Source organism: Streptomyces sp. NBC_01217, from assembly GCF_035994185.1.
GTDB lineage: Bacteria > Actinomycetota > Actinomycetes > Streptomycetales > Streptomycetaceae > Streptomyces.
The window spans coordinates 1,470,558-1,496,723 of the sequence record NZ_CP108538.1 but is presented as its reverse complement, the minus strand read 5'-3'; the positions used below and the strand labels follow the sequence as shown (position 1 = coordinate 1,496,723).

Sequence of the window (26,166 nt, the reverse complement as noted above, 5' to 3'; positions counted from 1 at the left end):
GTTGGTGGTTCCTTTGAAAGTCCTGCCGGATCACTGATCTGGTGGGCAATTTACACAGCGAGGACGCTGTGAATGACCGGTCTTATTCCGACCGGTTGTTCCGCTCTCGTGTTGTGTTGTCCCGATTACGGGAAAACATTCACGGAGAGTTTGATCCTGGCTCAGGACGAACGCTGGCGGCGTGCTTAACACATGCAAGTCGAACGATGAAGCCTTTCGGGGTGGATTAGTGGCGAACGGGTGAGTAACACGTGGGCAATCTGCCCTTCACTCTGGGACAAGCCCTGGAAACGGGGTCTAATACCGGATAACACTCTGTCCCGCATGGGACGGGGTTGAAAGCTCCGGCGGTGAAGGATGAGCCCGCGGCCTATCAGCTTGTTGGTGGGGTGATGGCCTACCAAGGCGACGACGGGTAGCCGGCCTGAGAGGGCGACCGGCCACACTGGGACTGAGACACGGCCCAGACTCCTACGGGAGGCAGCAGTGGGGAATATTGCACAATGGGCGAAAGCCTGATGCAGCGACGCCGCGTGAGGGATGACGGCCTTCGGGTTGTAAACCTCTTTCAGCAGGGAAGAAGCGAGAGTGACGGTACCTGCAGAAGAAGCGCCGGCTAACTACGTGCCAGCAGCCGCGGTAATACGTAGGGCGCAAGCGTTGTCCGGAATTATTGGGCGTAAAGAGCTCGTAGGCGGCTTGTTGCGTCGGTTGTGAAAGCCCGGGGCTTAACCCCGGGTCTGCAGTCGATACGGGCAGGCTAGAGTGTGGTAGGGGAGATCGGAATTCCTGGTGTAGCGGTGAAATGCGCAGATATCAGGAGGAACACCGGTGGCGAAGGCGGATCTCTGGGCCATTACTGACGCTGAGGAGCGAAAGCGTGGGGAGCGAACAGGATTAGATACCCTGGTAGTCCACGCCGTAAACGTTGGGAACTAGGTGTTGGCGACATTCCACGTCGTCGGTGCCGCAGCTAACGCATTAAGTTCCCCGCCTGGGGAGTACGGCCGCAAGGCTAAAACTCAAAGGAATTGACGGGGGCCCGCACAAGCAGCGGAGCATGTGGCTTAATTCGACGCAACGCGAAGAACCTTACCAAGGCTTGACATACACCGGAAAGCATCAGAGATGGTGCCCCCCTTGTGGTCGGTGTACAGGTGGTGCATGGCTGTCGTCAGCTCGTGTCGTGAGATGTTGGGTTAAGTCCCGCAACGAGCGCAACCCTTGTTCTGTGTTGCCAGCATGCCCTTCGGGGTGATGGGGACTCACAGGAGACTGCCGGGGTCAACTCGGAGGAAGGTGGGGACGACGTCAAGTCATCATGCCCCTTATGTCTTGGGCTGCACACGTGCTACAATGGCCGGTACAATGAGCTGCGATGCCGTGAGGCGGAGCGAATCTCAAAAAGCCGGTCTCAGTTCGGATTGGGGTCTGCAACTCGACCCCATGAAGTCGGAGTTGCTAGTAATCGCAGATCAGCATTGCTGCGGTGAATACGTTCCCGGGCCTTGTACACACCGCCCGTCACGTCACGAAAGTCGGTAACACCCGAAGCCGGTGGCCCAACCCCTTGTGGGAGGGAGCTGTCGAAGGTGGGACTGGCGATTGGGACGAAGTCGTAACAAGGTAGCCGTACCGGAAGGTGCGGCTGGATCACCTCCTTTCTAAGGAGCACTTCTTACCAGGTCTGGCCTGGTCAGAGGCCATTACGCTGGCAAATGTCCGGCGGTGGTTGCTCATGGGTGGAACGTTGACTATTCGGTGCGACAGGTTGTTTTTCACTAGTACTGCTTCGGCGTGGAACGTGGGAAGGGGCCGGTTGTGCCGGGCACGTTGTTGGGTGTCTGAGGGTTCGGCCGTGAGGTCGCCTTCAGTTGCCGGCCCCAGTGAACTCGCCTTTCAGGGTGGGGTGGTGGGTGGCTGGTCGTTGTTTGAGAACTGCACAGTGGACGCGAGCATCTGTGGCCAAGTTTTTAAGGGCGCACGGTGGATGCCTTGGCACCAGGAACCGATGAAGGACGTGGGAGGCCACGATAGGCCCCGGGGAGCTGTCAACCGAGCTTTGATCCGGGGGTGTCCGAATGGGGAAACCCGGCAGTCGTCATGGGCTGTCACCCGCTGCTGAACACATAGGCAGTGTGGAGGGAACGAGGGGAAGTGAAACATCTCAGTACCCTCAGGAAGAGAAAACAACCGTGATTCCGGGAGTAGTGGCGAGCGAAACCGGATGAGGCCAAACCGTATGTGTGTGATACCCGGCAGGGGTTGCGCATGCGGGGTTGCGGGAGTTCTCTTGATCAATCTGCCGATTGGTCGACGAGTCAGAAACCGTTGATGTAGGCGAAGGACATGCGAAAGGTCCGGCGTAGAGGGTAAGACCCCCGTAGCTGAAACATCAACGGCTCGTTTGAGGATTTCCCAAGTAGCACGGGGCCCGAGAAATCCCGTGTGAATCTGGCGGGACCACCCGCTAAGCCTAAATATTCCCTGGTGACCGATAGCGGATAGTACCGTGAGGGAATGGTGAAAAGTACCGCGGGAGCGGAGTGAAATAGTACCTGAAACCGTGTGCCTACAAGCCGTGGGAGCGTCGCATGCGAGCTTGCTTGCATGTCGTGACTGCGTGCCTTTTGAAGAATGAGCCTGCGAGTTTGCGGTGTGTTGCGAGGTTAACCCGTGTGGGGAAGCCGTAGCGAAAGCGAGTCCGAATAGGGCGTTTTAGTAGCACGCTCAAGACCCGAAGCGGAGTGATCTAGCCATGGGCAGGTTGAAGCGGAGGTAAGACTTCGTGGAGGACCGAACCCACCAGGGTTGAAAACCTGGGGGATGACCTGTGGTTAGGGGTGAAAGGCCAATCAAACTCCGTGATAGCTGGTTCTCCCCGAAATGCATTTAGGTGCAGCGTCGTGTGTTTCTTGCCGGAGGTAGAGCACTGGATAGGCGATGGGCCCTACCGGGTTACTGACCTTAGCCAAACTCCGAATGCCGGTAAGTGAGAGCGCGGCAGTGAGACTGTGGGGGATAAGCTCCATGGTCGAGAGGGAAACAGCCCAGAGCATCGACTAAGGCCCCTAAGCGTACGCTAAGTGGGAAAGGATGTGGAGTCGCAGAGACAACCAGGAGGTTGGCTTAGAAGCAGCCACCCTTGAAAGAGTGCGTAATAGCTCACTGGTCAAGTGATTCCGCGCCGACAATGTAGCGGGGCTCAAGCGTACCGCCGAAGTCGTGTCATTCACACATATATCCCCAACGGGAGTGTGGATGGGTAGGGGAGCGTCGTGTGCCGGGTGAAGCAGCCGCGGAAGCGAGTTGTGGACGGTTCACGAGTGAGAATGCAGGCATGAGTAGCGATACACACGTGAGAAACGTGTGCGCCGATTGACTAAGGGTTCCTGGGTCAAGCTGATCTGCCCAGGGTAAGTCGGGACCTAAGGCGAGGCCGACAGGCGTAGTCGATGGACAACCGGTTGATATTCCGGTACCCGCTTTGAAACGCCCAGTACTGAATCAGGCGATGCTAAGTCCGTGAAGCCGGCCCGATCTCTTCGGAGTTGAGGGTAGTGGTGGAGCCGACGGACCAGACTTGTATTAGGTAAGCGATGGGGTGACGCAGGAAGGTAGTCCAGCCCGGGCGGTGGTTGTCCCGGGGTAAGGGTGTAGGGCGTGTGATAGGCAAATCCGTCACACATTAAGTCTGAGACCTGATGCCGAGCCGATTGTGGTGAAGTGGATGATCCTATGCTGTCGAGAAAAGCCTCTAGCGAGTTTCATGGCGGCCCGTACCCTAAACCGACTCAGGTGGTCAGGTAGAGAATACCGAGGCGTTCGGGTGAACTATGGTTAAGGAACTCGGCAAAATGCCCCCGTAACTTCGGGAGAAGGGGGGCCATCACTGGTGATCCGATTTACTCGGTGAGCTGGGGGTGGCCGCAGAGACCAGCGAGAAGCGACTGTTTACTAAAAACACAGGTCCGTGCGAAGCCGTAAGGCGATGTATACGGACTGACGCCTGCCCGGTGCTGGAACGTTAAGGGGACCGGTTAGCTGACTTTCGGGTCGGCGAAGCTGAGAACTTAAGCGCCAGTAAACGGCGGTGGTAACTATAACCATCCTAAGGTAGCGAAATTCCTTGTCGGGTAAGTTCCGACCTGCACGAATGGCGTAACGACTTCTCGACTGTCTCAACCATAGGCCCGGTGAAATTGCACTACGAGTAAAGATGCTCGTTTCGCGCAGCAGGACGGAAAGACCCCGGGACCTTTACTATAGTTTGATATTGGTGTTCGGTTCGGCTTGTGTAGGATAGGTGGGAGACTTTGAAGCGGCCACGCCAGTGGTTGTGGAGTCGTCGTTGAAATACCACTCTGGTCGTGCTGGATGTCTAACCTGGGTCCGTGATCCGGATCAGGGACAGTGTCTGATGGGTAGTTTAACTGGGGCGGTTGCCTCCTAAAGAGTAACGGAGGCGCCCAAAGGTTCCCTCAGCCTGGTTGGCAATCAGGTGTTGAGTGTAAGTGCACAAGGGAGCTTGACTGTGAGACCGACGGGTCGAGCAGGGACGAAAGTCGGGACTAGTGATCCGGCAGTGGCTTGTGGAAGCGCTGTCGCTCAACGGATAAAAGGTACCCCGGGGATAACAGGCTGATCTTCCCCAAGAGTCCATATCGACGGGATGGTTTGGCACCTCGATGTCGGCTCGTCGCATCCTGGGGCTGGAGTCGGTCCCAAGGGTTGGGCTGTTCGCCCATTAAAGCGGTACGCGAGCTGGGTTTAGAACGTCGTGAGACAGTTCGGTCCCTATCCGCTGTGCGCGTAGGAATATTGAGAAGGGCTGTCCCTAGTACGAGAGGACCGGGACGGACGAACCTCTGGTGTGCCAGTTGTTCTGCCAAGGGCATGGCTGGTTGGCTACGTTCGGAAAGGATAACCGCTGAAAGCATCTAAGCGGGAAGCCTGCTTCGAGATGAGTATTCCCACCAACTTGATTGGTTAAGGCTCCCAGTAGACGACTGGGTTGATAGGCCAGATGTGGAAGCCTGGTAACGGGTGGAGCTGACTGGTACTAATAGGCCGAGGGCTTGTCCTCAGTTGCTCGCGTCCACTGTGTTAGTTCTGAAATAACGAACGGCCGTGTTGTTCCGGTGTTTGTTTGTTTCATAGTGTTTCGGTGGTCATTGCGTTAGGGAAACGCCCGGTTACATTCCGAACCCGGAAGCTAAGCCTTTCAGCGCCGATGGTACTGCAGGGGGGACCCTGTGGGAGAGTAGGACGCCGCCGAACTCCTTTTACGGGAAAGCCCCGTGCCCTTGTGGCACGGGGCTTTCCCGCGTTCAGGAGGCCTCGCGCACCCCTCTGCATCCGCCGACAGTGGCTGAGGGTAAGGTCAGGGGGCATCATTGGCACGTTCTTCACACAGGAGGCCCCCGGGTGGAGGTCCAGGAGACTCGGGTTCAGACGGACCGGGTCCTCACCATCCCCAACATCCTCAGCATGGCTCGCCTTGTGGGGGTACCGCTCTTCCTGTGGCTGATTCTTCGCCCCGAGTTCGGCGGGCCCAAGAGCGATGGCTGGGCGCTGCTGGTGCTGATGCTCAGCGGGATCAGCGACTACCTCGACGGTAAGCTCGCGCGCCGGTGGAACCAGATCAGTAGCCTCGGGCGACTCCTGGACCCTGCCGCGGACCGCCTTTACATCCTTTCGACCCTCGTCGGCCTGACCTGGCGGGAGATCCTGCCGCTGTGGCTCACCGCAGCGCTGCTCGCCCGCGAGCTGATGCTTCTCGTGATGGTGGGAATCCTTCGCCGCCACGGCTATCCGCCGCCCCAGGTGAACTTTCTCGGGAAGGCTGCCACGTTCAACTTGATGTACGCGTTCCCCTTGTTGCTGCTCAGCGACGGAAGTGGTTGGCTTGCATCTCTGGCCGCTGTTTTCGGATGGGCGTTCGCAGGTTGGGGTACAACGCTCTATTGGTGGGCAGGGATCCTCTACGTGGTTCAGGTCCGCCGGCTCGTCAAGGCGGATGTAGCAGCCGATTGAGCTCGTTGATGCGGTGCCGCGCAGTGCAGCCGGCCCGCCGCTGATGCCCCGGATGGTGCCCCGACGGGCGAAGTCGGCTAGACCGTCGTCTCTGCAAGGAGGACGTTTCCGACATGAAGGCCGTCGTGATGGCTGGCGGCGAAGGTACTCGACTTCGCCCCATGACCTCAAGCATGCCCAAGCCGCTCCTGCCCGTCGCCAATCGTCCGATCATGGAGCATGTGCTTCGGCTGCTCAAGCGGCACGGACTCAATGAGACCGTCGTAACGGTCCAGTTTCTAGCCTCGCTGGTCAAGAACTACTTCGGGGACGGCGAAGAGCTCGGGATGGAGCTCAGTTATGCCAATGAGGAGAAACCGCTCGGCACCGCGGGGAGCGTGAAGAACGCCGAGGAAGCACTGAAGGACGACACCTTCCTTGTCATTTCCGGTGACGCGCTCACCGACTTCGATCTCACCGACCTCATCGCCTTCCACAAGGAAAAGGGCGGGCTGGTGACGGTGTGCCTGACCCGTGTGCCGAATCCGCTGGAATTCGGTATCACCATCGTGGACGAGGCGGGCCAGGTCGAGCGTTTCCTGGAGAAGCCCACCTGGGGGCAGGTCTTCTCGGACACCGTAAACACGGGCATCTACGTCATGGAGCCCGAGGTGTTCGACTATGTCGAGGCCGACGCCTCGGTCGACTGGTCCGGTGATGTCTTCCCGCAGCTCATGAAGGAGGGCAAGCCCATCTACGGCTATGTCGCCGAGGGCTACTGGGAGGACGTCGGTACCCACGAGAGCTATGTGAAGGCCCAGGCGGACGTCCTTGAGCGCAAGGTAGACGTCGAGATCGACGGCTTCGAGATCTCGCCGGGTGTATGGGTCGCGGAAGGCGCGGAAGTACATCCCGACGCGGTACTGAGGGGCCCCCTCTACATCGGGGACTACGCAAAGGTCGAAGCCGGAGCGGAGATTCGCGAGCACACGGTCATCGGGTCGAACGTCGTCGTCAAGAGCGGCGCATTTCTGCACAGGGCCGTGGTTCACGACAACGTCTACATCGGCCAGCAGAGCAATCTGCGCGGATGCGTGATCGGTAAGAACACCGACGTCATGCGGGCCGCCCGCATCGAGGACGGCGCGGTCATCGGGGACGAGTGCCTGGTCGGTGAGGAATCGATCATTCAGGGCAATGTCCGTGTCTACCCGTTCAAGACGATCGAGGCCGGTGCCTTCGTCAATACCTCGGTGATCTGGGAGTCCCGCGGGCAGGCCCATCTCTTCGGGGCCCGCGGTGTGTCCGGGATCCTGAACGTGGAGATCACGCCGGAGCTGGCGGTCCGGCTTGCCGGGGCATACGCCACGACGCTCAAGAAGGGGTCGACGGTCACCACCGCCCGTGACCACTCCCGCGGCGCCCGTGCACTGAAGCGAGCGGTGATCTCGGCGCTCCAGGCCAGCGCCATCGATGTCCGGGACCTGGAGAACGTACCGCTGCCCGTCGCGCGGCAGCAGACCGCGCGGGGCAGCGCCGGCGGCATCATGATCCGTACGTCTCCCGGTGTGCCCGACTCGGTCGACATCATGTTCTTCGACGAGCGGGGCGCGGACCTCTCCCAGGCGCGGCAGCGGAAGCTCGACCGGGTCTACGCACGTCAGGAATACCGCCGTGCCTTCCCCGGGGAGATCGGGGATCTGCACTTCCCGTCCAGCGTCTTCGACTCGTACACCGGATCGCTGCTGCGGAACGTGGACACCGCGGGGATCGCCGACGCGGGTCTCAAGGTTGTCGTCGACGCTTCCAACGGCAGTGCCGGGCTCGTCCTGCCCAGCCTGCTGGGACGGCTCGGCGTGGACGCGTTGACCATCAACCCCGGACTCGACGAATCAAGGCCCACCGAATCCGCCGATACCCGGCGCTCCGGACTGGTGCGGCTGGGCGAGATCGTCTCCTCTGCGCGGGCGGCGTTCGGCGTGCGGTTCGACCCGGTCGGTGAGCGGCTCTCCCTGGTCGACGAGCGGGGCAGGATCGTGGAGGACGACCGGGCGCTCCTGGTGATGCTCGACCTTGTGGCGGCCGAGCGCCGCAGCGGGCGGGTGGCGCTGCCGGTGACCACGACGCGGGTCGCCGAGCAGGTCGCGGCGTACCACGGCACACAGGTCGAATGGACGACGACATCGCCCGACGATCTGACGCGCGTGGGACGTGAGGAAGGCACCATCTTCGGTGGGGACGGCCGTGGCGGCTTCATCGTTCCCGAATTCAGCAGCGTCTTCGACGGATCGGCTGCCTTCGTGCGACTCATCGGGCTCGTCGCGAGGACCCAGCTCACCCTCAGCCAGATCGATGCCCGCATTCCCCGCGCCCATGTCCTGCGCCGGGATCTGGCCACACCCTGGGCGGTCAAGGGCTTGGTCATGCGCCGGGTCGTGGAGGCCGCGGGGGACCGCAGTGTCGATACGACGGACGGTGTGCGGGTCGTCGAGGCCGACGGGCGCTGGGTGATGGTGCTTCCCGACCCGGCCGAGGCGGTCACCCATTTGTGGGCCGAGGGTCCGGACGACGCCTCCGCGCAGGCGCTGCTGGACGAATGGGCGGCGGTCGTGGAGAGCGCAGGTAACTGAGGGTTCCACCGGTGTGCCCGGCGCCGTGCGGAGGCGCCTTCGGGCACACCGGTGGGGCCATTCGGCGGTAGCAGTGGCGACGTGCGACGATGTGCGGCATGTCGCAGCAGCCCCCCGAACGGAGTACCGCCCCACGCCCTGCGCGCCCCGACGCGTCCATGTCGCTGCTGACCAATGTGATGGACCACAGCCTGGACGACGGATATGCCGAGGCGTCGGCACGTCGCGAGGCCGACGGGAGTGCGGGTATGCCCCGCACGCTCAAGTCGAAACTCGGCCTCGCCGCTTGTCTGGTGCTCGCGGCCCTCGTCGTCACGCTCGGGGCCGCGCAGGCACGCGTTGCCGCTCCGGTCCTCGCCAAGGAGCGCGAGGAGCTGATCGACCGCATCGACGGGGAGACGGCGGCGGCCGACACCCTTGAGTCGCAGGTCGACAAGCTTCGGGACGACGTGGGCAGGCGCCAGCGCAAGGCGCTGGAGAAGCACGGCGGGGACCAGGGAGAGCTGGTGGCGCTGCTCGCCGGGGCGACGCCGGTGGAGGGGCCCGGCGTGAAACTCGTCGTCGACGACGCCAAGGGCACCGACCAGGGCGGTGGCGGGCCGAGGGAGACCAGCGGGTTCTCCGACACCGGACGCGTCCGCGACCGGGATCTGCAACGGGTCGTCAACGGCCTCTGGCAGTCCGGTGCGGAAGCGATCGCGATCAACGGGCAGCGTCTGACAGCCCTGTCGGCGATCCGTGCCGCCGGCGACGCCATACTGGTCGACAACAGACCGCTCGTGCCGCCGTACACGGTGCTGGCGGTGGGGGACGGGAAGCAGCTCAGCAGCGCATTCCAGGACAGCGCTGACGGCCAGTATCTCCAGGCGCTCAAGGACACCTTCGACATCCGGACGAGCATCTCCGCCCAGGAGAAGGTGAGCCTCCCGGTCGCACCGAGCCTGATAGTACGAACAGCAGAGCCTTATAAGGCCGCAGACACCGGCAGTGGTGCGGCAGACACAGGGAAGGGCACATCGTGATCGCCGTACTGGGCCTCGTCGTGGGAGTCGTGGTCGGACTGTTGGTCCGACCCGAGGTGCCGGCGGTGGTCGAGCCCTATCTTCCGATCGCCGTCGTGGCTGCCCTCGACGCAGTCTTCGGAGGTCTGCGGGCCATGCTCGACGGGATCTTCGTCGACAAGGTGTTCGTCGTGTCGTTCCTGTCGAACGTCGTGGTTGCCGCACTGATCGTGTTCCTGGGCGACAAGCTGGGCGTCGGAGCGCAGCTCTCCACCGGCGTGGTGGTTGTGCTCGGGATCCGGATCTTCTCCAACGCCGCGGCCATCCGTCGGCACGTCTTCCGGGCCTGAGGCCGATGAGCAACGAAGAACTTCCCAGCGACAAGGGGCGCGACGGCGAGCAGCCGGCCGATGCCGCCAAGGAACTCACCGGGCGTCAGCGGCTGATCGCCGGACTCTGGCCGCCGCGGGTGACGCGGGCCCAACTCATCGTCGCGGTACTGCTGTTCGTCCTCGGTCTCGGGCTGGCCATTCAGGTGCGCTCGAACAGTGACAACAGCGCGCTGCGGGGCGCCCGCCAGGAGGACCTGGTCCGCATTCTCGACGAGCTGGACGACCGGACCCAGCGTCTGGAGGACGAGAAGCAGCGCCTCGACGCTCAGCGCACGGAGCTGGAGAACAGCTCCGACCAGGCTGAAGAGGCACGTAAGCAGACGGTGGAGAAGGAGAGACAACTCGGTATTCTCGCGGGCACCGTGGCGGCTCACGGGCCAGGGATCACACTCACCATCAATGACCCCGGAGACGGGATCAAGGCGGACATGCTGCTCGACGCGCTCCAGGAACTGCGTGCGGCGGGTGCCGAGGCCATCGAGGTCAACGGAGTGAGAGTGGTGGCCAATACGTACTTCTCCGGCGACGGCGGCAATGTCAGGGTTGACGGCCGTAAGATCACCGCGCCGTACGTGTTCAAGGTGATCGGCAAGCCCCAGGATCTGGAGCCGGCGCTGAACATCCCCGGCGGTGTGGTCCAGACGCTGGAGAAGGAGCAGGCCACCGTGCATGTGGAGCAGGCCGACGACATCGTCGTCGACGTCTTGCGACCGGCGAAGCGGCCTGACTACGCTCGGTCGTCGTCCTCGTGAGGCCGCGGCACGGAGGGGTCGAAGGACACGGGCCGGAGGTTGCGGGGGGTCGCCGCATCGTAATGGTGGTGCGTGGTGGAAACTGTCGAGTGGATACGGACGTTGTGAGGATGTCCGGATCGGCAGGTGTGTTCGTTCAGGGTTCGTCCTGCCCCACGGGCGGGTCTATTTCGGTCAAGGGGAATCGCCCGTGAAGTTGTTTGGGAAGTTGTTCAGCAAGAGCGCTCGCGACGAGGCCGCCCGCCATCGCGCACCGCGCCGCGGCCAGGCGGAGGAGCAGGGCTCGGAGCGCCCGCTCTTCCGCGATCAGGTGTCCGGTGCGGGCAGTGACAATTCGGGCGCTTCCGGCGCGTCGTCTGTTGACCCTGCCGGTGCCGGCCGCATAGGTTTCTCGGAACCGTCAACCTCAAGTACGGGTGGAGGGTTCGCCCCGAGGCAGGAGGGTTCGTCCATGCCGGTCTGTACGAGGTGCGGGCATCGCAACGCCGAGGCCAGTCGTTTCTGTTCCAACTGCGGTGCGCCGCTGAGGGGTGGAATCCCCGAGCGTGCCTCGGAGACGACCTCGACCATCTCCATCTCCGGTCTTGAGGCGTACGAGGCGGAGGCCACCGGGCAGGCGCCCGTGCCGTCCCTCTCGCCCGAGGCGCAGGCCGCAGTCGACGCTCTTCCGCTCGGCTCGGCGCTCCTGGTGGTGCGACGTGGTCCGAACTCCGGCAGTCGCTTCCTGCTGGACAGCGAGCTGACCACGGCCGGCCGCCACCCGCAGAGCGACATCTTCCTCGACGACGTGACGGTCTCGCGCCGTCATGTGGAGTTCCGCCGGAGCCCCGACGGCAGCTTCACGGTCGAGGACGTGGGCAGCCTGAACGGCACCTACGTCAACCGTGAGCGCATCGATTCCGTCGCCCTGTCCAACGGCGACGAAGTGCAGATCGGCAAGTACCGGCTGGTCTTCTACGCGAGCCAGCGGGGCATCTGACCCGTCAGGGAAGGTCCATGCTGAGAACACCGACGGGCGGTGCCGGTCACGGCACCGCCACCGCCGACGACCGCCCGATGAGCATCGGCACGGTGCTCCTGCGACTGCGCGACGAGTTTCCCGAAGTCACGATCTCCAAGATCCGCTTCCTGGAGGCCGAAGGGCTAGTCGAGCCGCAGCGGACCCCCTCCGGCTATCGCAAGTTCCGTCAGGCCGATGTGGAGCGCCTGGCGCAGGTGCTGCGCATGCAGCGGGACCACTACCTCCCCCTGAAGGTCATCCGGGAGCATCTGGATGCCCTCGCCCGCGGTGAGCAGTCCGCCCTGCCGTCCGGGGGCGGCCCGCGGGAACTGACCGACGGCGGCTGGGACGCGGACCCGGGGCGGGCGACCGCGGCCCGCATCGGCCGCGCCGAGCTCCTCGCGGCCGCCGAGGTCACCGAGAGTGACCTGGATGAGTGGGAGTCGTACGGCTTGGTCGTTCCGACCGCCGAGGGCGGCTACGACGCCGAAATGGTCACGGTGGCCAAGCTTGTGGCGGATCTGGGTCGATTCGGTCTGGAACCGCGTCACCTGCGCGCCATCCGGGCGGCCGCGGACCGCGAGGCGGGGCTCATCGAGCAGGTGGTCGCGCCCTTGCGGCGGCACCGGAATCCGCAGACCAGGGCACATGCGGAGGCGACCGCGAGGGAGCTCGCAGAGCTGTCCGTACGGCTTCATTCGGCCTTGGTCCAGACCGCTCTGCGGGTCCGGCTCCACTGATCACGTCGGTGCCCGACTACCCAAACCTGCCGAGCACGTCCTAGGGTTGCTGTGTGAACGAGCTCGACGTTGTGGGTGTCCGGGTGGAAATGCCCTCCAACCAACCGATCGTGCTCCTGCGTGAAGTGGGAGGCGACCGGTACCTCCCCATTTGGATCGGTCCTGGTGAGGCGACCGCGATCGCCTTCGCCCAGCAGGGCATGGCTCCGGCCAGGCCGCTGACCCATGATCTCTTCAAGGATGTGCTCGAGGCCGTCGGCCAGGAGCTCACCGAGGTCCGCATCACGGACCTGCGGGAAGGGGTCTTCTACGCGGAGCTGGTCTTCGCCAGTGGCGTCGAGGTGAGCGCGCGGCCGTCCGACGCCATAGCGCTCGCGCTGCGCACCGGAACGCCGATCTACGGCAGTGACGGGGTGCTCGACGACGCCGGTATCGCCATCCCGGACGAGCAGGAGGACGAGGTGGAGAAGTTCCGCGAGTTCCTCGACCAGATCTCACCGGAGGACTTCGGCACCAACAGTCAGTAACCGTTCTGCGGGGTCGCAGTCAGCGCATCCGAGAAGCCCTTCCCGCTCGCAAGACACGGGAAACCACCCTCAGGGTGATTATCACTCGGCGTGCCGAGTGTGGCGATCGTTGACGCACCCCAAGTGACTGCCTACCTTCGAGATGGCAGGTCAAGGACGGAGGTCGGCGTGAGAAGCAGCGGCGACGGTACGGCAGCGGGTGGGCCGTATGCGCAGCAGGGGAGTACAGCCGGCCACACCATCAGGCAACCGGTTGAACCGGCGGCGGTGGCGGGGGGCGGCATGGCATTGGCCAACGACATCGGCTATCGCGGGCCGACGGCGTGCGCGGCTGCGGGGATCACCTATCGGCAGCTCGACTACTGGGCACGCACAGGGCTGGTCGAGCCGAGCGTGCGTCCGGCGTACGGATCGGGCACACAGCGGCTCTACAGCTTCCGGGACGTCGTTTTGCTGAAGATCGTGAAGCGCTTCCTGGACACGGGCGTCGCCCTGCAGAACATCCGCACCACGGTCCAGCACCTGCGGGCCCGTGGATTCCAGGATCTTGAGCGGATGACGCTGATGAGCGACGGTGCCACGGTCTACGAGTGCTCCTCGCCCGACCAGGTCGTCGATCTGCTCCAGGGCGGCCAGGGGGTCTTCGGCATCGCCGTGGGAGTGGTGTGGCAGGACGTCGACGCCGCGCTCTCACAGCTGCACGGCGAGCGGGTGGACACCGGCGAGACACTGATCGGGAACAACCCCACCGATGAGCTCGCACGGCGGCGCAACCGCGCCGGCTGATCCGTCCCAGGCGTCGGGCGCGGCGATTGTCAGTGCCGTAGGGCAGCATCGATGATGTGAGAGCCTCGCCCACCATCCTGCATCTGGACATGGATGCCTTCTACGCCTCTGCGGAGCAGGCGGCGAAGCCCAGCCTGCGCGGCAAACCGGTCGTGGTGGGCGGGCTGGGGCCGCGTGGAGTCGTCGCCACCGCTTCGTACGAGGCGAGGCGCTTTGGGGTGCACTCGGCGATGCCCATGGCGCAGGCTCGGCGGCTGGCGCCGAATGCCGCCTATCTGGTGCCCCGCTTCCATCTGTACCGGACGGTCAGCGACCAGGTGATGGAGCTGCTGGGGCGGCTCTCCCCGCTGGTGGAGCCGCTCAGCCTGGACGAGGCGTTCGTGGACCTCGAAGCCGGTGGGACGGCCGATGACACCGCTTCCGCTCTGGAGATCGGTGCGCAGCTGCGTACGGCGATAGAGGCGGTCACCGGGCTCACCGGCTCGGTCGGGCTCGCCGGTTCCAAGATGCTGGCCAAGATCGCTTCGGAGCAGGCGAAGCCGAACGGGCTGCTGCTCATCGAGCCGGGCACGGAGCGGGAGCTGCTCGCACCCATGTCGGTACGGATCCTCCCCGGCGTCGGCCCGGCGACGGCGGACCATCTGCGCCGCGCAGGGATGACAACGGTCGATGACCTGGCCGAGGCGGGTGAGGCGGAGCTCGTACGCCTGCTGGGCAAGGCGCACGGCGGCTCGCTCCACCGCATGGCGTCCGGGTACGACGACCGGCCCGTGGTCGCGGAGCGGGACGCGAAATCGGTGTCGGTCGAGGACACCTTCGACGCGGACCTGCACGACCGGGTGCGGGTCAGGACGGAGGTGGAACGGCTGGCCGACCGTTGCGTCCAGCGGCTGCGGGGCGCGGGGAGGTCCGGGCGGACAGTGGTGCTGAAGGTGCGGAGGTACGACTTCTCCACGCTCACAAGATCCGAGACACTGCGTGGGCCCACGGACGACCCCGCTGTGGTCCGGGAGGCCGCCGCACGGCTCCTGGAGGCAGTGGACACCACTGGAGGCGTACGGCTCCTGGGCGTGGGTGTCACGGGGCTTGCCGACTTCACACAGGAGGATCTCTTCGCGCAGGCCGCCGGTGAGCGGGCCGCGGCCGAGGAAGCGGCCGAGGAGGGGACCGGGGCGGGGGACGACGGGGACAAGCCGCCGGGCGGGGCGCCGGAGGAGGTCCACGAGACTGCTGAGCAGCTTGCCGCACGGCGCTGGCCCGCCGGACACGACGTACACCATGACGTCCACGGCCACGGCTGGGTGCAGGGCAGCGGCGTCGGCCGTGTGACGGTGCGGTTCGAGGAACCCGAGTCGGCGCCCGGCCGGGTGCGTACGTTCCGGATCGACGATCCGGAGCTGCAGCCGACGGATCCGCTGCCGCTGGTGCGCAACCCGGCGGACTACTCGTCCTGGCCGGCCAGTCTGCCGAAGTCCCGGTCCGGACCGGTCTCATCGGGCGGGGAGTCCAGACCGTAGTGCCGGTAGAGCTGGAGCTCCTGTTCCGGTGAGAGATGGCGGCCGACGCCGAAGTCGGGCGCGTCCCTGATCAGCGCACGGTCGAAGGGGACACGGAGCGAATCCTCCACGAATTCACTGGGTTCCAGCGGGACGAACGCGTCCCGGCTGAAGAGTCCGGTGCGTACGGCCGCCCACTCGGGCACACCGGTCGCGTCGTCGAGGTACACCTCGTCCACGGTTCCGATCTTGGTGCCCTTGCGGTCGAAGGCCTTGCGGCCGATCAGGCTGCGCGGATCGATGTCGGTCTGCACGGTCCCTCCCACTGGTCGCGGCTACTCCACTAGCACTACAGAAGTGCAGATCCGGGTGGATGGCCACTCGAGAATTCCGCCGCGGACCCCGCTGGTAGGCTGGTCATGGCTGCTGACCCCGTGCGGGAGAGTCCTCCGGAGCGAATCCGGAGGCGCCGAAGGAGCAAATCCTCCCCGGAATCTCTCAGGCCCCCGTACCGCACGGACGAGGTCACTCTGGAAAGCAGGGCGGGTTCCGTGTGGCCGAGTGCCGGTACGGTTCCCTCCCTCACCGACGGTGAAAGCCGGTACGCCGCAGGGCGCGCCGGTGAAGCTCTCAGGTTGAGATGACAGAGGGGGAGGCCGTTCGGGCACCCGCGCCGTGGTGCCCCTCGCAGGTCGTGACAGACCAGGAGGCCTCCACCATGACCCCCCGTCGCACTCCGCTCTCCCAGCTGGAGCAGGGCATTCCGTTCGAGCAGCGCCACATCGGCCCCGATGCCGAGGCGCAGTCGAAGATGCTCGCCCAGGTCGGCTACGGCTCGCTGGACGAGCTCACCGCGGCCGCGGTGCCCGATGTCATCAAGAGCGCGGAGGCACTCCAGCTGCCGGCCGCCCGCACCGAGGCCGAGGTCCTCGCCGAGCTGCGTGCTCTGGCCGACCGCAACCAGGTGCTGGCCCCGATGATCGGGCTCGGCTACTACGGCACCTTCACCCCGCCGGTGATCCTCCGCAACGTCATGGAGAACCCCGCCTGGTACACGGCCTACACGCCGTACCAGCCGGAGATCTCTCAGGGCCGCCTCGAGGCGCTCCTCAACTTCCAGACGATGGTCGCCGAGCTGACCGGGCTGCCCACCTCCGGCGCCTCCCTGCTCGACGAGGGCACCGCGGCGGCCGAGGCCATGGCGCTCTCGCGGCGCGTCGGCAAGGTCAAGGACGGTGTCTTCCTGGTCGACGCCGACGCCCTGCCGCAGACGATCGCCGTCATAGAGACCCGTGCCGAGCCGACCGGCGTCGAGGTCGTCGTCGCCGATCTCTCCGACGGCATCCCGGCGGAGCTCGCCGAGCGCGGTGTCTTCGGTGTCCTGGTTCAGTACCCGGGCGCGTCCGGGGCGGTACGGAACATCGAGCCCGTGATCGAGCAGGCCCACGAGCTCGGTGCGATCGTCACGGTCGCCGCCGATCTGCTGGCCCTGACCCTGCTCACATCGCCCGGCGACCTGGGCGCGGACATCGCCGTGGGCACCACGCAGCGTTTCGGTGTGCCGATGGGCTTCGGCGGACCGCACGCCGGCTTCATGGCCGTACGTGAGAAGTTCGCCCGCAGCCTGCCGGGCCGCCTCGTCGGCGTCTCCGTCGACGCGGACGGCAACAAGGCGTACCGCCTCGCCCTCCAGACCCGCGAGCAGCACATCCGCCGCGAGAAGGCCACCAGCAACATCTGTACCGCCCAGGTGCTGCTCGCCGTCATGGCCGGGATGTACGCGGTCTACCACGGCCCGGACGGGCTGCGCACGATCGCCCGGCGCACCCACCGTTACGCGACGATCCTGGCCGAGGGGCTGCGCGCCTCCGGTGTCGACGTCGTGACCGGCGCCTACTTCGACACCCTCACCGCGCGCGTACCGGGGAAGGCCGCCGATGTCGTGGCCGGCGCCCGGGAGCGCGGTGTCAATCTGCGGCTCGTCGACGCCGACCTGGTCTCCCTCGCCTGCGACGAGACCACCACGCGTACGCAGATCGCCGCCGTCTGGGCCGCCTTCGGCGCCGACGGGGACATCGAGGCGCTGGACGCCGCGGCTGCCGACGCGCTGCCCGAGTCCCTGCTGCGCACCGACGAGTTCCTCACCCACCCGGTCTTCCACCAGCACCGCTCCGAGACCGCGATGCTGCGCTACCTGCGCAAGCTCGCCGACCGGGACTACGCCCTGGACCGCGGCATGATCCCGCTCGGCTCCTGCACCATGAAGCTGAACGCGACCACCGAGATGGAGTCGATCACCTGGCCCGAGTTCGGCGAGCTGCACCCGTTCGCCCCGGCCGACCAGGCGCAGGGCTTCCTCACTCTCATCCGTGAGCTGGAGGAGCGCCTCGCCGAGGTCACCGGGTACGACTCGGTCTCGCTCCAGCCGAACGCCGGTTCGCAGGGTGAGTTCGCCGGTCTCCTGGCCGTGCGGGCGTACCACCGGGCCAACGGCGACGAGCAGCGGACCATCTGCCTCATCCCGTCCTCCGCGCACGGCACCAACGCCGCCAGCGCCGTGATGGCCGGCATGAAGGTCGTCGTGGTGAAGACCGCCGACGACGGCGAGGTCGACATCGAGGACCTCCGCGCCAAGATCGAGAAGCATCGCGACGAGCTCGCGGTGCTCATGATCACCTACCCGTCGACGCACGGTGTGTTCGAGGAGCATGTCGCCGACATCTGCGCCGAGGTGCACGACGCCGGTGGTCAGGTGTACGTCGACGGCGCCAACCTCAACGCACTGGTCGGCCTCGCCAGGCCGGGCCGGTTCGGCGGCGACGTCTCGCACCTCAATCTGCACAAGACCTTCTGCATCCCGCACGGCGGAGGCGGCCCCGGCGTCGGCCCGGTCGGCGTGCGCGCCCACCTCGCGCCGTACCTGCCGAACCACCCGCTGCAGCCCGCGGCCGGTCCCGAGACCGGCGTCGGACCGATCTCGGCCGCTCCGTGGGGCTCGGCCGGCATCCTCCCCATCTCCTGGGCGTACGTACGCCTGATGGGTGGCGAGGGCCTGAAGCGTGCGACGCAGGTCGCCGTACTCGCCGCCAACTACATCGCCAAGCGCCTCGAACCGCACTTCCCGATCCTGTACAACGGCCCGGCCGGGCTCGTCGCGCATGAGTGCATCGTGGACCTGCGGCCGATCTCCAAGGCCACCGGCGTCAGCGTCGACGACATCGCCAAGCGCCTGATCGACTACGGCTTCCACGCGCCGACCATGTCGTTCCCGGTTGCGGGGACGCTGATGATCGAGCCGACCGAGAGCGAGAACCTCGCAGAGCTCGACCGCTTCTGCGACACGATGATCGCCATTCGCGGCGAGGTCGAGAGGGTGGCCTCCGGTGAGTGGAGCGCGGACGACAACCCGCTGCGCAACGCTCCGCACACGGCGGCGATGCTGGGCGGGGAGTGGGACCACGGCTACAGCCGTGAGGCGGCGGTCTTCCCCGCCGGAGTCTCGGCCGCCGACAAGTACTGGCCGCCGGTGCGCCGGATCGACGGTGCCTTCGGCGACCGCAACCTCGTCTGCTCCTGCCCGCCGCTGGACGAGTACGTCAACTGAGGCATGAGCGGCAGCGTGTGACGCGGACATGCGTCGGGGCCGGTACGGAGACTTCTCCGGGCCGGCCCCCGTTCGTACCGGCCGCGGTCAGGCGGCCTTCATCACCCGGTCGGTCCCCAGGGGCCGGTGCGGGGCGATGATCTGCCCGTCCGGGAGCAGCTCACCGGTGTCCTCGAAGAGCAGGACGCCGTTGCACAGCAGGCTCCAGCCCTGCTCCGGGTGGTGCGCCATCAGGCGGGCGGCCTCACGGTCGGCTGAGTCGGCGGTCGGGCAGGGTGGCTGGTGCTGGCACATGGATGGGTTCTTTCGCTGCGTTGTAGTGGATGTCCTGCGGCTTGACGAGGTGTTCATGGCCGCCCCCGTATCGATCGGTCCGGTCCCAGTGTTGCCCCACGGGCGTCAATCCGCAGGGATTTCGCAGCAGCACTTCTCCTTACTCCCAGGACGCGTCACCCGGCCGGACGGTTCACCGCAACTGCACTGTCACTTCGGGTGGTTCGGAGTGGCCGGACCGGGCTAGTCCGGATGGACCGGATGTGTGCCCCGCAGTACTGTGCCCCACCACCGGAGAGGGTGGCGGGGCAACGGATCGGTGTTATGGAGCGGGACCGCTGTCAGGCCGGTGAACCGAGCAGGGGGCCGGGGCCGGGGGTGATGCGCAGCGTCATCACGCGGAGCAGGTCGGCGACCCGGTGCGGGCGGTGCGCCGCGATGCCCGGCGGCGCGGGAGCCAGCGGCACCAGAAGATCGGCGGGGGCGAGCGCCCCGCCGGACGCGTCGGCCTCGGTGTCGCCGTGCAGCCAAAGCGCCAGCATGTAGAGCTCCGGGATGGACAGGAGCCGTGGCTGGTAGTGCGGGGTCACCGTCTCGGCCTGGCGCAGGGCGAGTTCGGTCGAGGCGATGTACGGGCCCTCGAAGAAGTGCGAGAAGGCCCAGCCGTCCGGAGTGAGCATGGTGTCCGCCGCGGCGACAGCCTGCTCCGAGCTGCGGATCACGAACCGCCACGCGGCGAGCCGGGTGGCGGGCGCGAGCCCGCTCGGACCGATCCGGTCCAGTACATGGACGGGGAGCGGAAGTTCGGGGCTCAGTGGTCCCTGGGCCGATCGGAGAGCCGGGGTGCGGGCCTCGCGGACTGCGGTGGGTGAACCGAGGGCTGCGAGAACGCTGCGCAGAGCGGGCGCGGGAGCCGGGGGAACATGCAGCGGCATAGTGGGTCGCCTCTCACTTGGGAGACACGTTGATGCGTGGGCGGGTGCAGACGGCGCTGTCGGCGTGCGGGGCCAGAGGAGGCCGGTGACTGGGCCGGTGCGTCAACTCTCTGCCTCGTCCGCGAAGTTTATACGACACGTGTTCACGCAGTGATTCCACTAGCCGTCGCAGGTATTGCCGACAAGGCGGTATCAGGACTTTATTATGCGGAGATTCTGCTGATTCGTCGTGAGCGGCGCAGCCACCGCCAGGGATTTTTCCCTGGACGCGGTCGGCCGAAACGCGTCGGCGTTTTCACCACGCGACGGGCGGGGGAAACTGTGCACCGCACCATGCCGAGTGAATGTGCCCCGGGCGGCCGCCCTCAGATTACTGGGTGCGCGGCGTTCGCGGGGGCGTTATGGATCATCAGGCCTGGGCATTATCGATCGTGACGCGAGCGGCCTGGGCCGCGGGCCGCCCACTCGAGGGAGGGACGCTTCGATGGGGGAGAAGGTCGTGGCGGGCGCCTTTGATCTGTCCGATCGTCAGAGGTACCGGAGGAAGCTCCACCAGTGCCTGGAGGGGCTGGAGAGGCTCCTGAAGGAACGGAGGTTCGACCGCCCCCGCAACCTCATGGGCATGGAGATCGAGCTGAATCTGGCAGGCGCCGACGGCATGCCGAAGATGATGAATGGGGAGGTGCTCCCGCGCATCGCGAGCCGTGATTTCCAGACCGAACTCGGGATGTTCAATTTGGAGGTGAACATAGTCCCGCACCACCTGGTCGGACGCGTTTTCGATCAGCTGGCCGAAGAGCTGAGGGCCGGTCTCGGATATGCCCATCGGAAGGCGGGCGAGGTCGATGCCGGGATCATGATGATCGGAATTCTTCCCACCCTGGGACGTAATGATCTTGTCGCGGCGAACCTCTCGTCAGCAGACCGCTACACACTGCTGAACGATCAAATGGTGGCCGCGCGGGGCGAGGATTTCTGCCTCGATATCCAAGGAGTGGAGCGATTGGTCTCCACCTCTTCCTCGATCACTCCCGAGGCCGCGTGCACCTCTGTTCAGCTGCATCTCCAGGTGACGCCGGGGCGCTTCGCGGCCGTATGGAACGCGGCGCAGGCCGTCGCCGGGGTGCAGATCGCCCTGGGCGCCAATTCCCCCTTCCTGTTCGGCAGGGAGCTGTGGAGGGAGTCGCGGCCGCCGCTCTTCCAGCAGGCCACGGACACCAGACCGCCCGAACTCCAGAACCAGGGGGTGCGGCCCAGGACCTGGTTCGGCGAGCGGTGGATCGATTCGGCGTACGAGCTCTTCGAGGAGAATCTGCGCTACTTCCCCCCTCTGCTGCCGGTCTGCGACGAGGAGGAGCCGCTCAGGGTGCTCGATGGGGGCGGGGTGCCCCGGCTGCAGGAACTCGTACTCCACAACGGCACGGTCTACCGCTGGAACCGGCCCGTGTACGGGCTGGCCGACGGCGTACCCCATCTGCGGGTCGAGAACCGGGTCCTGCCCGCCGGCCCCACCGTCACCGATGTGATCGCCAATGCCGCGCTCTACTACGGGCTCGTGCGGGCGCTCGCCGAGGAGTCCCGCCCGGTGTGGACCAGGCTCCCGTTCGCCGCAGCGGCCGAGAACTTCGACACCGCCTGCCGCCACGGCATCGACGCGGAGCTGATCTGGCCGCGTCCCGGCCGGTCGGGCGGGCTGACCAGGGTGCCGGCCGTCAAGCTCGTACGGGACGAACTGCTGCCGCTGGCCGCCGCGGGGCTCGACGCCTGGAACATCGAGCCCGCGGACCGCGACCACTACCTCGGCGTCATCGAGGAGCGCTGCAAACGGCGGGTGAACGGGGCGTCCTGGCAGGTGGACACCTACCACCGGGCACGGGAGGCCGGACTCGAACGCCATGCGGCACTCGCCGCCACCACCCGGAGGTACGCCGAACTGATGCACAGCGGCGAACCCGTGCACAGCTGGCCGACGGGTGTCCCCACGCCCTGACCCCACCCCGGCTGGGCCGGTGTCCGCTGCCCCTCCCGGCCGGGAGGGGTGCTATTCCTGGGTGGCGTGGTTGCTCTGCCCGGCCGTCATGACGGCCTGCGGGATCACCGCCTGGATCTCGGCCGGGTCGGTGACCTGGTAGCCCCCGCCGCCGGTCACCTTCGCGATCTCGTTCACCTCTTCGCGGTCGGCCTCCGGGCCGACCGCGATGGCGAGGAGCGGCACCGGACGCTCCGGGGCGGCGATCCGCTTCAGCTCTGCGATCAGGGCGCTGCGGGAGATGGAGCGGGTGTCCTGGTTCGAACCGTCGGTGAGGATCACCACAGCGTTGAACTTGCCCTTCACATACGTCGCCTGGGCGTCCTTGTACGCCGCCAGAGTGGTGTCGTACAGACCGGTCGCGCCGTTCGGCACCGGTTGAAGCGCGGAGAAGGCCGAGGCGAGCCTCTCGCGGTGGGTGCCGCCGCCCTTCGCCGGGTCGCCGAGCCGGCCTGTCGGCACCAGCCTGCGGTAGTCCTTGTCGCCGTCGGGCGTGGTGGCGAACTCCCAGAGCCCGATCTCGTCGTTCGGCGTGAACTGATTGAGGGCCTGGACCAGGGACGCCTTGGTGACATCCATCCTGGACTGATTGCGGCCCGGCACGACGGTGGCCATCGAACCCGAGGCATCGACGACTGTCGTCGGCCGCGCGCTCTGTACGGTGATCGTCCACATGCCGAGCGTCTGCTGGAGCGCCTCGGCGGACGGCTCCGCGGCGGCCGCGGCGGCGTACGGCTGGGGCTTCCTGCCGCCCGCCGATGCGACGAGCGGCTCCCCGGCCGTCCCGTCGACGTTTCTGAATCCGTGCCTTTTCAGGATGGCCCGCGCGCCCGGCTCGTTCAGCAGTGTCATGAACCGCAGCGCCGCCCGGCCCTCGGAAGTGCTCATCCTGGTCTCGTCCACCAGTGTGTAGGGATAGTTGAGCAGCGGGGTGCCGTCCTCGGGGTAGAAGAGATCGAGCCTTCCACCGCCGGTCGACTCCGCGTTGTGGGCGAACGCGGCCTGCTCGGAGAGGAGCACGGCCTGATTGCGCTGCGGATTGCCCTGCTCGGCGCCCGAATCGCCCTGTGCCAGTGTTTCGAGGACCTGGGTGTCACTGTCCGACATGCGCTGCGCGAGCAGCTTGGCGGTCGCCGCGACTCTGGTGTCGCTGTCGCCGCCCTGTTTCTCGGAGGACGCGCCGATGCTGGAGAGCGCGAGGAGCCCGGTGGCGCTGCGCGCCGGGTCGGCCGCGCCGAGACGTACCTTGTCGGAGTCCATGGCCGCGGCCGTCAACCCGGCCCAGGAGTACTTCTTCTTCGGCCAGCCGAGGCTCTTGGCCGATGAGGGCACCATGGCCAGGGTGACGGGGGAGGAGGCGACGGAATCGCCCGGGGTGATCGGGATGCCGTCACCGGAGCCCTTGGCCCGGTCGAGCCAGAGGTCGGAGTCGGGCAGCCAGAGCTGGTAGTCCTGGGTATGGGTGCCGGAGGAGAGGGCATCGGCGACCTTGTAGGAGTCGCGGGAGACCACGCGTACGTACAGACAGTGACCGTCGGATCTCACGCCGTCCTTGCGGGTCTTGTCGGCGACGGCACGGACGGCGGGGGCGATGTCCGGTGAGGCCACCATGGAGAGCCGTACGGCGGAGTCCTCGCAGGAATCCGAGAAGGACAGCAGGCCGCCCTGCACTGCGACTGCCGCTCCTGCCGCCACCGCGAGGACGAGCACGGTCGTGATCGCGACGGTGCGCCGACGACGCGGCGGCGGACCGTACCCGCTTCCATCGGTCGCGTAGTCGTCGGGCAAGCTGTGACGTCCCATGACGGTGATGCCCCTCCTTGAGGATGAACAAGGAAAGGGGGGACCACACCATCGCCCATGGTGGCTGTCCCCCGGACTGTCGCGCATGATCTTCGTACCTGCATTCGAGACCCTGGCGGGACGGGGAAGGGGATGGGGTGGGAATGCACAACTCAAGGCAGGTGTACAGGTGGAGGCGGGGCACGTGGCTGAATCTTTCCCCCAAGAGGCCGTGCCGCGACGGATCTTGCGGTCCGAAACGGTGCTGGTACTGGCTCTCTCGTTGGGCGCCAGCGGGGTGTCTGCCCTGATCAGTTTTGTCGGGTCACTGACGAAACCAGGGGGCCTGAAGGAACAGGCCGCGACGCTGAACGGCTCGTACGCACCAGGGCGCCCATGGCTGGATCTCGCCTGGCAGCTCTTCGGAATCGCGACGGCTCTGGTGCCCGTCGCCCTCGTCGCGCATCTGTTGCTGAGGGAGGGTTCCGGTCTTCGCGCCATTGGATTCGACCGGACCAGGCCATGGCCGGACCTGGGGCGCGGCGCGATGGTCGCGGCGGGGATCGGGAGTGCCGGGCTCGCCTTCTATCTGGTGGCGCGGGCCGCCGGTTTCAATCTGACCGTGGTTCCGGAGTCGCTGCCGGATGTGTGGTGGAAGTTCCCGGTCCTGATCCTGTCCGCGCTGCAGAACTCGGTGGTGGAGGAGGTGATCGTCGTCGGCTATCTGCTCCGCAGACTCGGGCAGTTGGGGTGGACGCCGATGGCCGCACTGGCGGCGAGTTCGGTGCTGCGTGGGTCGTACCACCTGTATCAGGGGATCGGCGGCTTCATCGGCAACATGGTGATGGGTGTCGTCTTCGTGCTGCTGTACCGGCGCTGGGGGCGGGTCGGCCCGCTGGTCGCGGCGCATGCGCTGCTCGACATCGGGGCGTTCGTCGGATACGCCCTGCTGGCGGGGAAGGTGGGGTGGCTGCCCACGCCATGAGCGGGTGGCGCGGTGGGGCATGGGTGGGCGGGGTTCGGTGCGGGCGCGGGGTGATCCGCTGGTGGTGCTCCGTGCGGAGGGCGTACGGGAACGGCCCGTACGCCCTTTGCAGGGTCGTCGGGAGGCTCAGAGCGCTGTGAGCAGTTCGCCGTCGATGACCGTCACGGCGTCGCCGGTCAGCAGGGTGCGGTCGCCGCGCAGTGAGGTGCGGACCAGGCCGGAGCGGGCGGAGGCCTGTAGTCCGGTCAGTTCGTCACGGCCGAGGCGCGCCGACCAGAAGGGGGCCAGCGCGGTGTGGGCGCTGCCGGTCACCGGGTCCTCGTCGATCCCGACGCGCGGGAAGAAGCCTCGGGAGACGAAGTCGTAGCCGCGGGTGGGGCCCTCGGCGACGGCTGTGGCGATGATGCCCCGCCGGGAGAGCCGGGCCACTGAGGCGAGATCCGGGGTGAGTCCTCGTACGGTCGCCTCGTCGGCCAGTTCGACGACCAGGTCACCGATGTGCGGGCCGGTGTCGTGGACGGAGAGTGGCTCCGCGCCCAGGGCGACGGCCAGTCCGGCCGGAGCGGTCTTCGGTGTCAGCGGGGCCGTGGGGAAGTCGAGCGTGATCGTGCCGTCGGGGTGGGCGGTCGCGGCGAGGATGCCGCACCGCGCTGCGAAGCGCACCGTGCCGCTCACTGTCCCGGTGGTGTGCAGGACGTGCGCGGTCGCGAGGGTGGCGTGCCCGCACATGTCGACCTCGGTGGTCGGGGTGAACCAGCGCAACGCCCAGTCCGCGTCACCGCCCGGCGGCAGCGGGTGGGCGAAAGCGGTCTCGGAGAGGTTCAGCTCCATGGCGATCCGCTGGAGCTGCTCGTCGTCGGCGAAGGCGTCGGAGTCCAGCAGCAGGACTCCCGCCGGGTTGCCTGTGAAGGGGCGATCGGTGAACGTATCGACGATTCGGATCCTCATGACACGACCGTACGCGCGGCGGAATGGGGCGGGCCAAGGCCAATTCCGTGTTGCTGGACCGGAAGACCCGGCCGGTGACGGGGACGGGGCGCCGGGCTGTTCGTAGTGGCTGAGCACGATGTGTGCATGAACCTGGCGCACGAGGGCGTCGGTGCGGTGACGGGAGTTGAGGACGGCGTACTCGACCCGGTCGTCCGTGCGGTCGAGAAGCAGGTGCTGGATCGAATGTCCACGTGACGCATCTGCCGCAACGCCGGGCGCCCGGGAATCC

The 26,166-nt window shown here is 66.3% G+C and carries 18 protein-coding genes, 3 rRNA genes and 1 riboswitch; of the genes, 16 read left to right on the top strand and 5 right to left on the bottom strand.

Features of this window, described 5'->3' with window-relative positions:
- Positions 1 to 138: 138 nt before the first annotated feature.
- The 13 genes from OG507_RS06415 to OG507_RS06355 all read left to right on the top strand — a co-directional run bounded on the left by OG507_RS06415 (position 139) and on the right by OG507_RS06355 (position 15,360).
- Positions 139 to 1,664: ribosomal RNA gene (locus OG507_RS06415) — 16S ribosomal RNA — on the top strand.
- Positions 1,665 to 1,963: 299 nt separating this feature from the next.
- Positions 1,964 to 5,086, top strand: a 23S ribosomal RNA gene (locus OG507_RS06410).
- A gap of 77 nt (positions 5,087 to 5,163) precedes the next feature.
- Positions 5,164 to 5,280, top strand: a 5S ribosomal RNA gene (gene rrf / locus OG507_RS06405).
- Together the 16S, 23S and 5S rRNA genes form the textbook arrangement of a ribosomal RNA operon.
- Before the next feature lie 147 nt (positions 5,281 to 5,427).
- Positions 5,428 to 6,036, top strand: coding sequence for a CDP-alcohol phosphatidyltransferase family protein (locus tag OG507_RS06400; RefSeq protein WP_327366158.1), 609 nt, complete (start codon positions 5,428 to 5,430; stop codon positions 6,034 to 6,036).
- A gap of 113 nt (positions 6,037 to 6,149) precedes the next feature.
- Positions 6,150 to 8,645, top strand: a complete 2,496-nt coding sequence (locus tag OG507_RS06395) for a mannose-1-phosphate guanyltransferase (protein WP_327366157.1) — start codon at positions 6,150 to 6,152, stop codon at positions 8,643 to 8,645.
- A 98-nt stretch (positions 8,646 to 8,743) separates the two neighbouring features.
- Positions 8,744 to 9,667: a DUF881 domain-containing protein gene (locus OG507_RS06390; protein WP_327366155.1), complete on the top strand. Its 924-nt coding sequence runs from the start codon at positions 8,744 to 8,746 to the stop codon at positions 9,665 to 9,667.
- Positions 9,664 to 9,996 (top strand): small basic family protein, encoded by a 333-nt coding sequence (locus OG507_RS06385; RefSeq protein WP_003970459.1) that lies wholly within the window; start codon positions 9,664 to 9,666, stop codon positions 9,994 to 9,996. Before OG507_RS06390 ends, OG507_RS06385 begins: the two co-directional genes overlap by 4 nt.
- Before the next feature lie 5 nt (positions 9,997 to 10,001).
- Positions 10,002 to 10,790: a DUF881 domain-containing protein gene (locus tag OG507_RS06380; RefSeq protein WP_327366154.1), complete on the top strand. Its 789-nt coding sequence runs from the start codon at positions 10,002 to 10,004 to the stop codon at positions 10,788 to 10,790.
- 190 nt (positions 10,791 to 10,980) lie between these two features.
- Positions 10,981 to 11,769: an FHA domain-containing protein gene (locus OG507_RS06375; RefSeq protein WP_327366153.1), complete on the top strand. Its 789-nt coding sequence runs from the start codon at positions 10,981 to 10,983 to the stop codon at positions 11,767 to 11,769.
- A 17-nt stretch (positions 11,770 to 11,786) separates the two neighbouring features.
- Entirely contained in the window at positions 11,787 to 12,530 is a 744-nt protein-coding gene (gene ftsR / locus OG507_RS06370; protein ID WP_327366151.1) for a transcriptional regulator FtsR, read from the top strand.
- 53 nt (positions 12,531 to 12,583) lie between these two features.
- Positions 12,584 to 13,057 (top strand): bifunctional nuclease family protein, encoded by a 474-nt coding sequence (locus OG507_RS06365; RefSeq protein ID WP_006123076.1) that lies wholly within the window; start codon positions 12,584 to 12,586, stop codon positions 13,055 to 13,057.
- Between the two features lie 168 nt (positions 13,058 to 13,225).
- Positions 13,226 to 13,843, top strand: coding sequence for a MerR family transcriptional regulator (locus tag OG507_RS06360; protein ID WP_327366150.1), 618 nt, complete (start codon positions 13,226 to 13,228; stop codon positions 13,841 to 13,843).
- Positions 13,844 to 13,899: 56 nt separating this feature from the next.
- Positions 13,900 to 15,360 carry a DNA polymerase IV gene (locus OG507_RS06355; RefSeq protein WP_327366149.1) on the top strand — a complete coding sequence of 487 codons (1,461 nt, stop codon included), beginning with the start codon at positions 13,900 to 13,902 and terminating at the stop codon, positions 15,358 to 15,360.
- Here OG507_RS06355 and OG507_RS06350 read toward each other — a convergent pair.
- Entirely contained in the window at positions 15,285 to 15,653 is a 369-nt protein-coding gene (locus OG507_RS06350) for a PRC-barrel domain-containing protein (protein ID WP_327366148.1), read from the bottom strand. The genes OG507_RS06355 and OG507_RS06350 overlap by 76 nt on opposite strands.
- Before the next feature lie 113 nt (positions 15,654 to 15,766).
- Positions 15,767 to 15,863, top strand: a riboswitch (glycine riboswitch).
- Between the two features lie 194 nt (positions 15,864 to 16,057).
- Here OG507_RS06350 and gcvP point away from each other — a divergent pair.
- On the top strand, positions 16,058 to 18,943 hold the full coding sequence (gene gcvP, locus OG507_RS06345; protein WP_327366147.1) for an aminomethyl-transferring glycine dehydrogenase: 2,886 nt from the start codon (positions 16,058 to 16,060) through the stop codon (positions 18,941 to 18,943).
- Positions 18,944 to 19,030: 87 nt separating this feature from the next.
- Here the strand turns inward: gcvP and OG507_RS06340 are convergent, their stop codons facing one another.
- Positions 19,031 to 19,237 carry a DUF5999 family protein gene (locus OG507_RS06340; protein ID WP_323185865.1) on the bottom strand — a complete coding sequence of 69 codons (207 nt, stop codon included), beginning with the start codon at positions 19,235 to 19,237 and terminating at the stop codon, positions 19,031 to 19,033.
- Positions 19,238 to 19,557: 320 nt separating this feature from the next.
- Entirely contained in the window at positions 19,558 to 20,151 is a 594-nt protein-coding gene (locus OG507_RS06335; RefSeq protein WP_327366146.1) for a hypothetical protein, read from the bottom strand.
- 484 nt (positions 20,152 to 20,635) lie between these two features.
- Here OG507_RS06335 and OG507_RS06330 point away from each other — a divergent pair, with 484 nt between their 5' ends.
- Positions 20,636 to 22,141, top strand: coding sequence for a glutamate-cysteine ligase family protein (locus OG507_RS06330; protein WP_327366145.1), 1,506 nt, complete (start codon positions 20,636 to 20,638; stop codon positions 22,139 to 22,141).
- Positions 22,142 to 22,192: 51 nt separating this feature from the next.
- Here OG507_RS06330 and OG507_RS06325 read toward each other — a convergent pair whose 3' ends face one another.
- Complete coding sequence (locus tag OG507_RS06325; RefSeq protein WP_327366144.1) at positions 22,193 to 23,983, bottom strand: substrate-binding and VWA domain-containing protein; 1,791 nt, start codon at positions 23,981 to 23,983, stop codon at positions 22,193 to 22,195.
- Positions 23,984 to 24,167: 184 nt separating this feature from the next.
- On the opposite strand from OG507_RS06325, the gene OG507_RS06320 reads away from it, so the two are divergent.
- A complete protein-coding gene (locus OG507_RS06320) occupies positions 24,168 to 24,947 on the top strand; it encodes a CPBP family intramembrane glutamic endopeptidase (protein ID WP_327366143.1) in 780 nt (259 codons plus the stop codon).
- Between the two features lie 126 nt (positions 24,948 to 25,073).
- On the opposite strand, the gene OG507_RS06315 is transcribed toward OG507_RS06320, so the two are convergent.
- Complete coding sequence (locus OG507_RS06315) at positions 25,074 to 25,895, bottom strand: PhzF family phenazine biosynthesis protein (protein ID WP_327366142.1); 822 nt, start codon at positions 25,893 to 25,895, stop codon at positions 25,074 to 25,076.
- Positions 25,896 to 26,166: the final 271 nt, after the last annotated feature.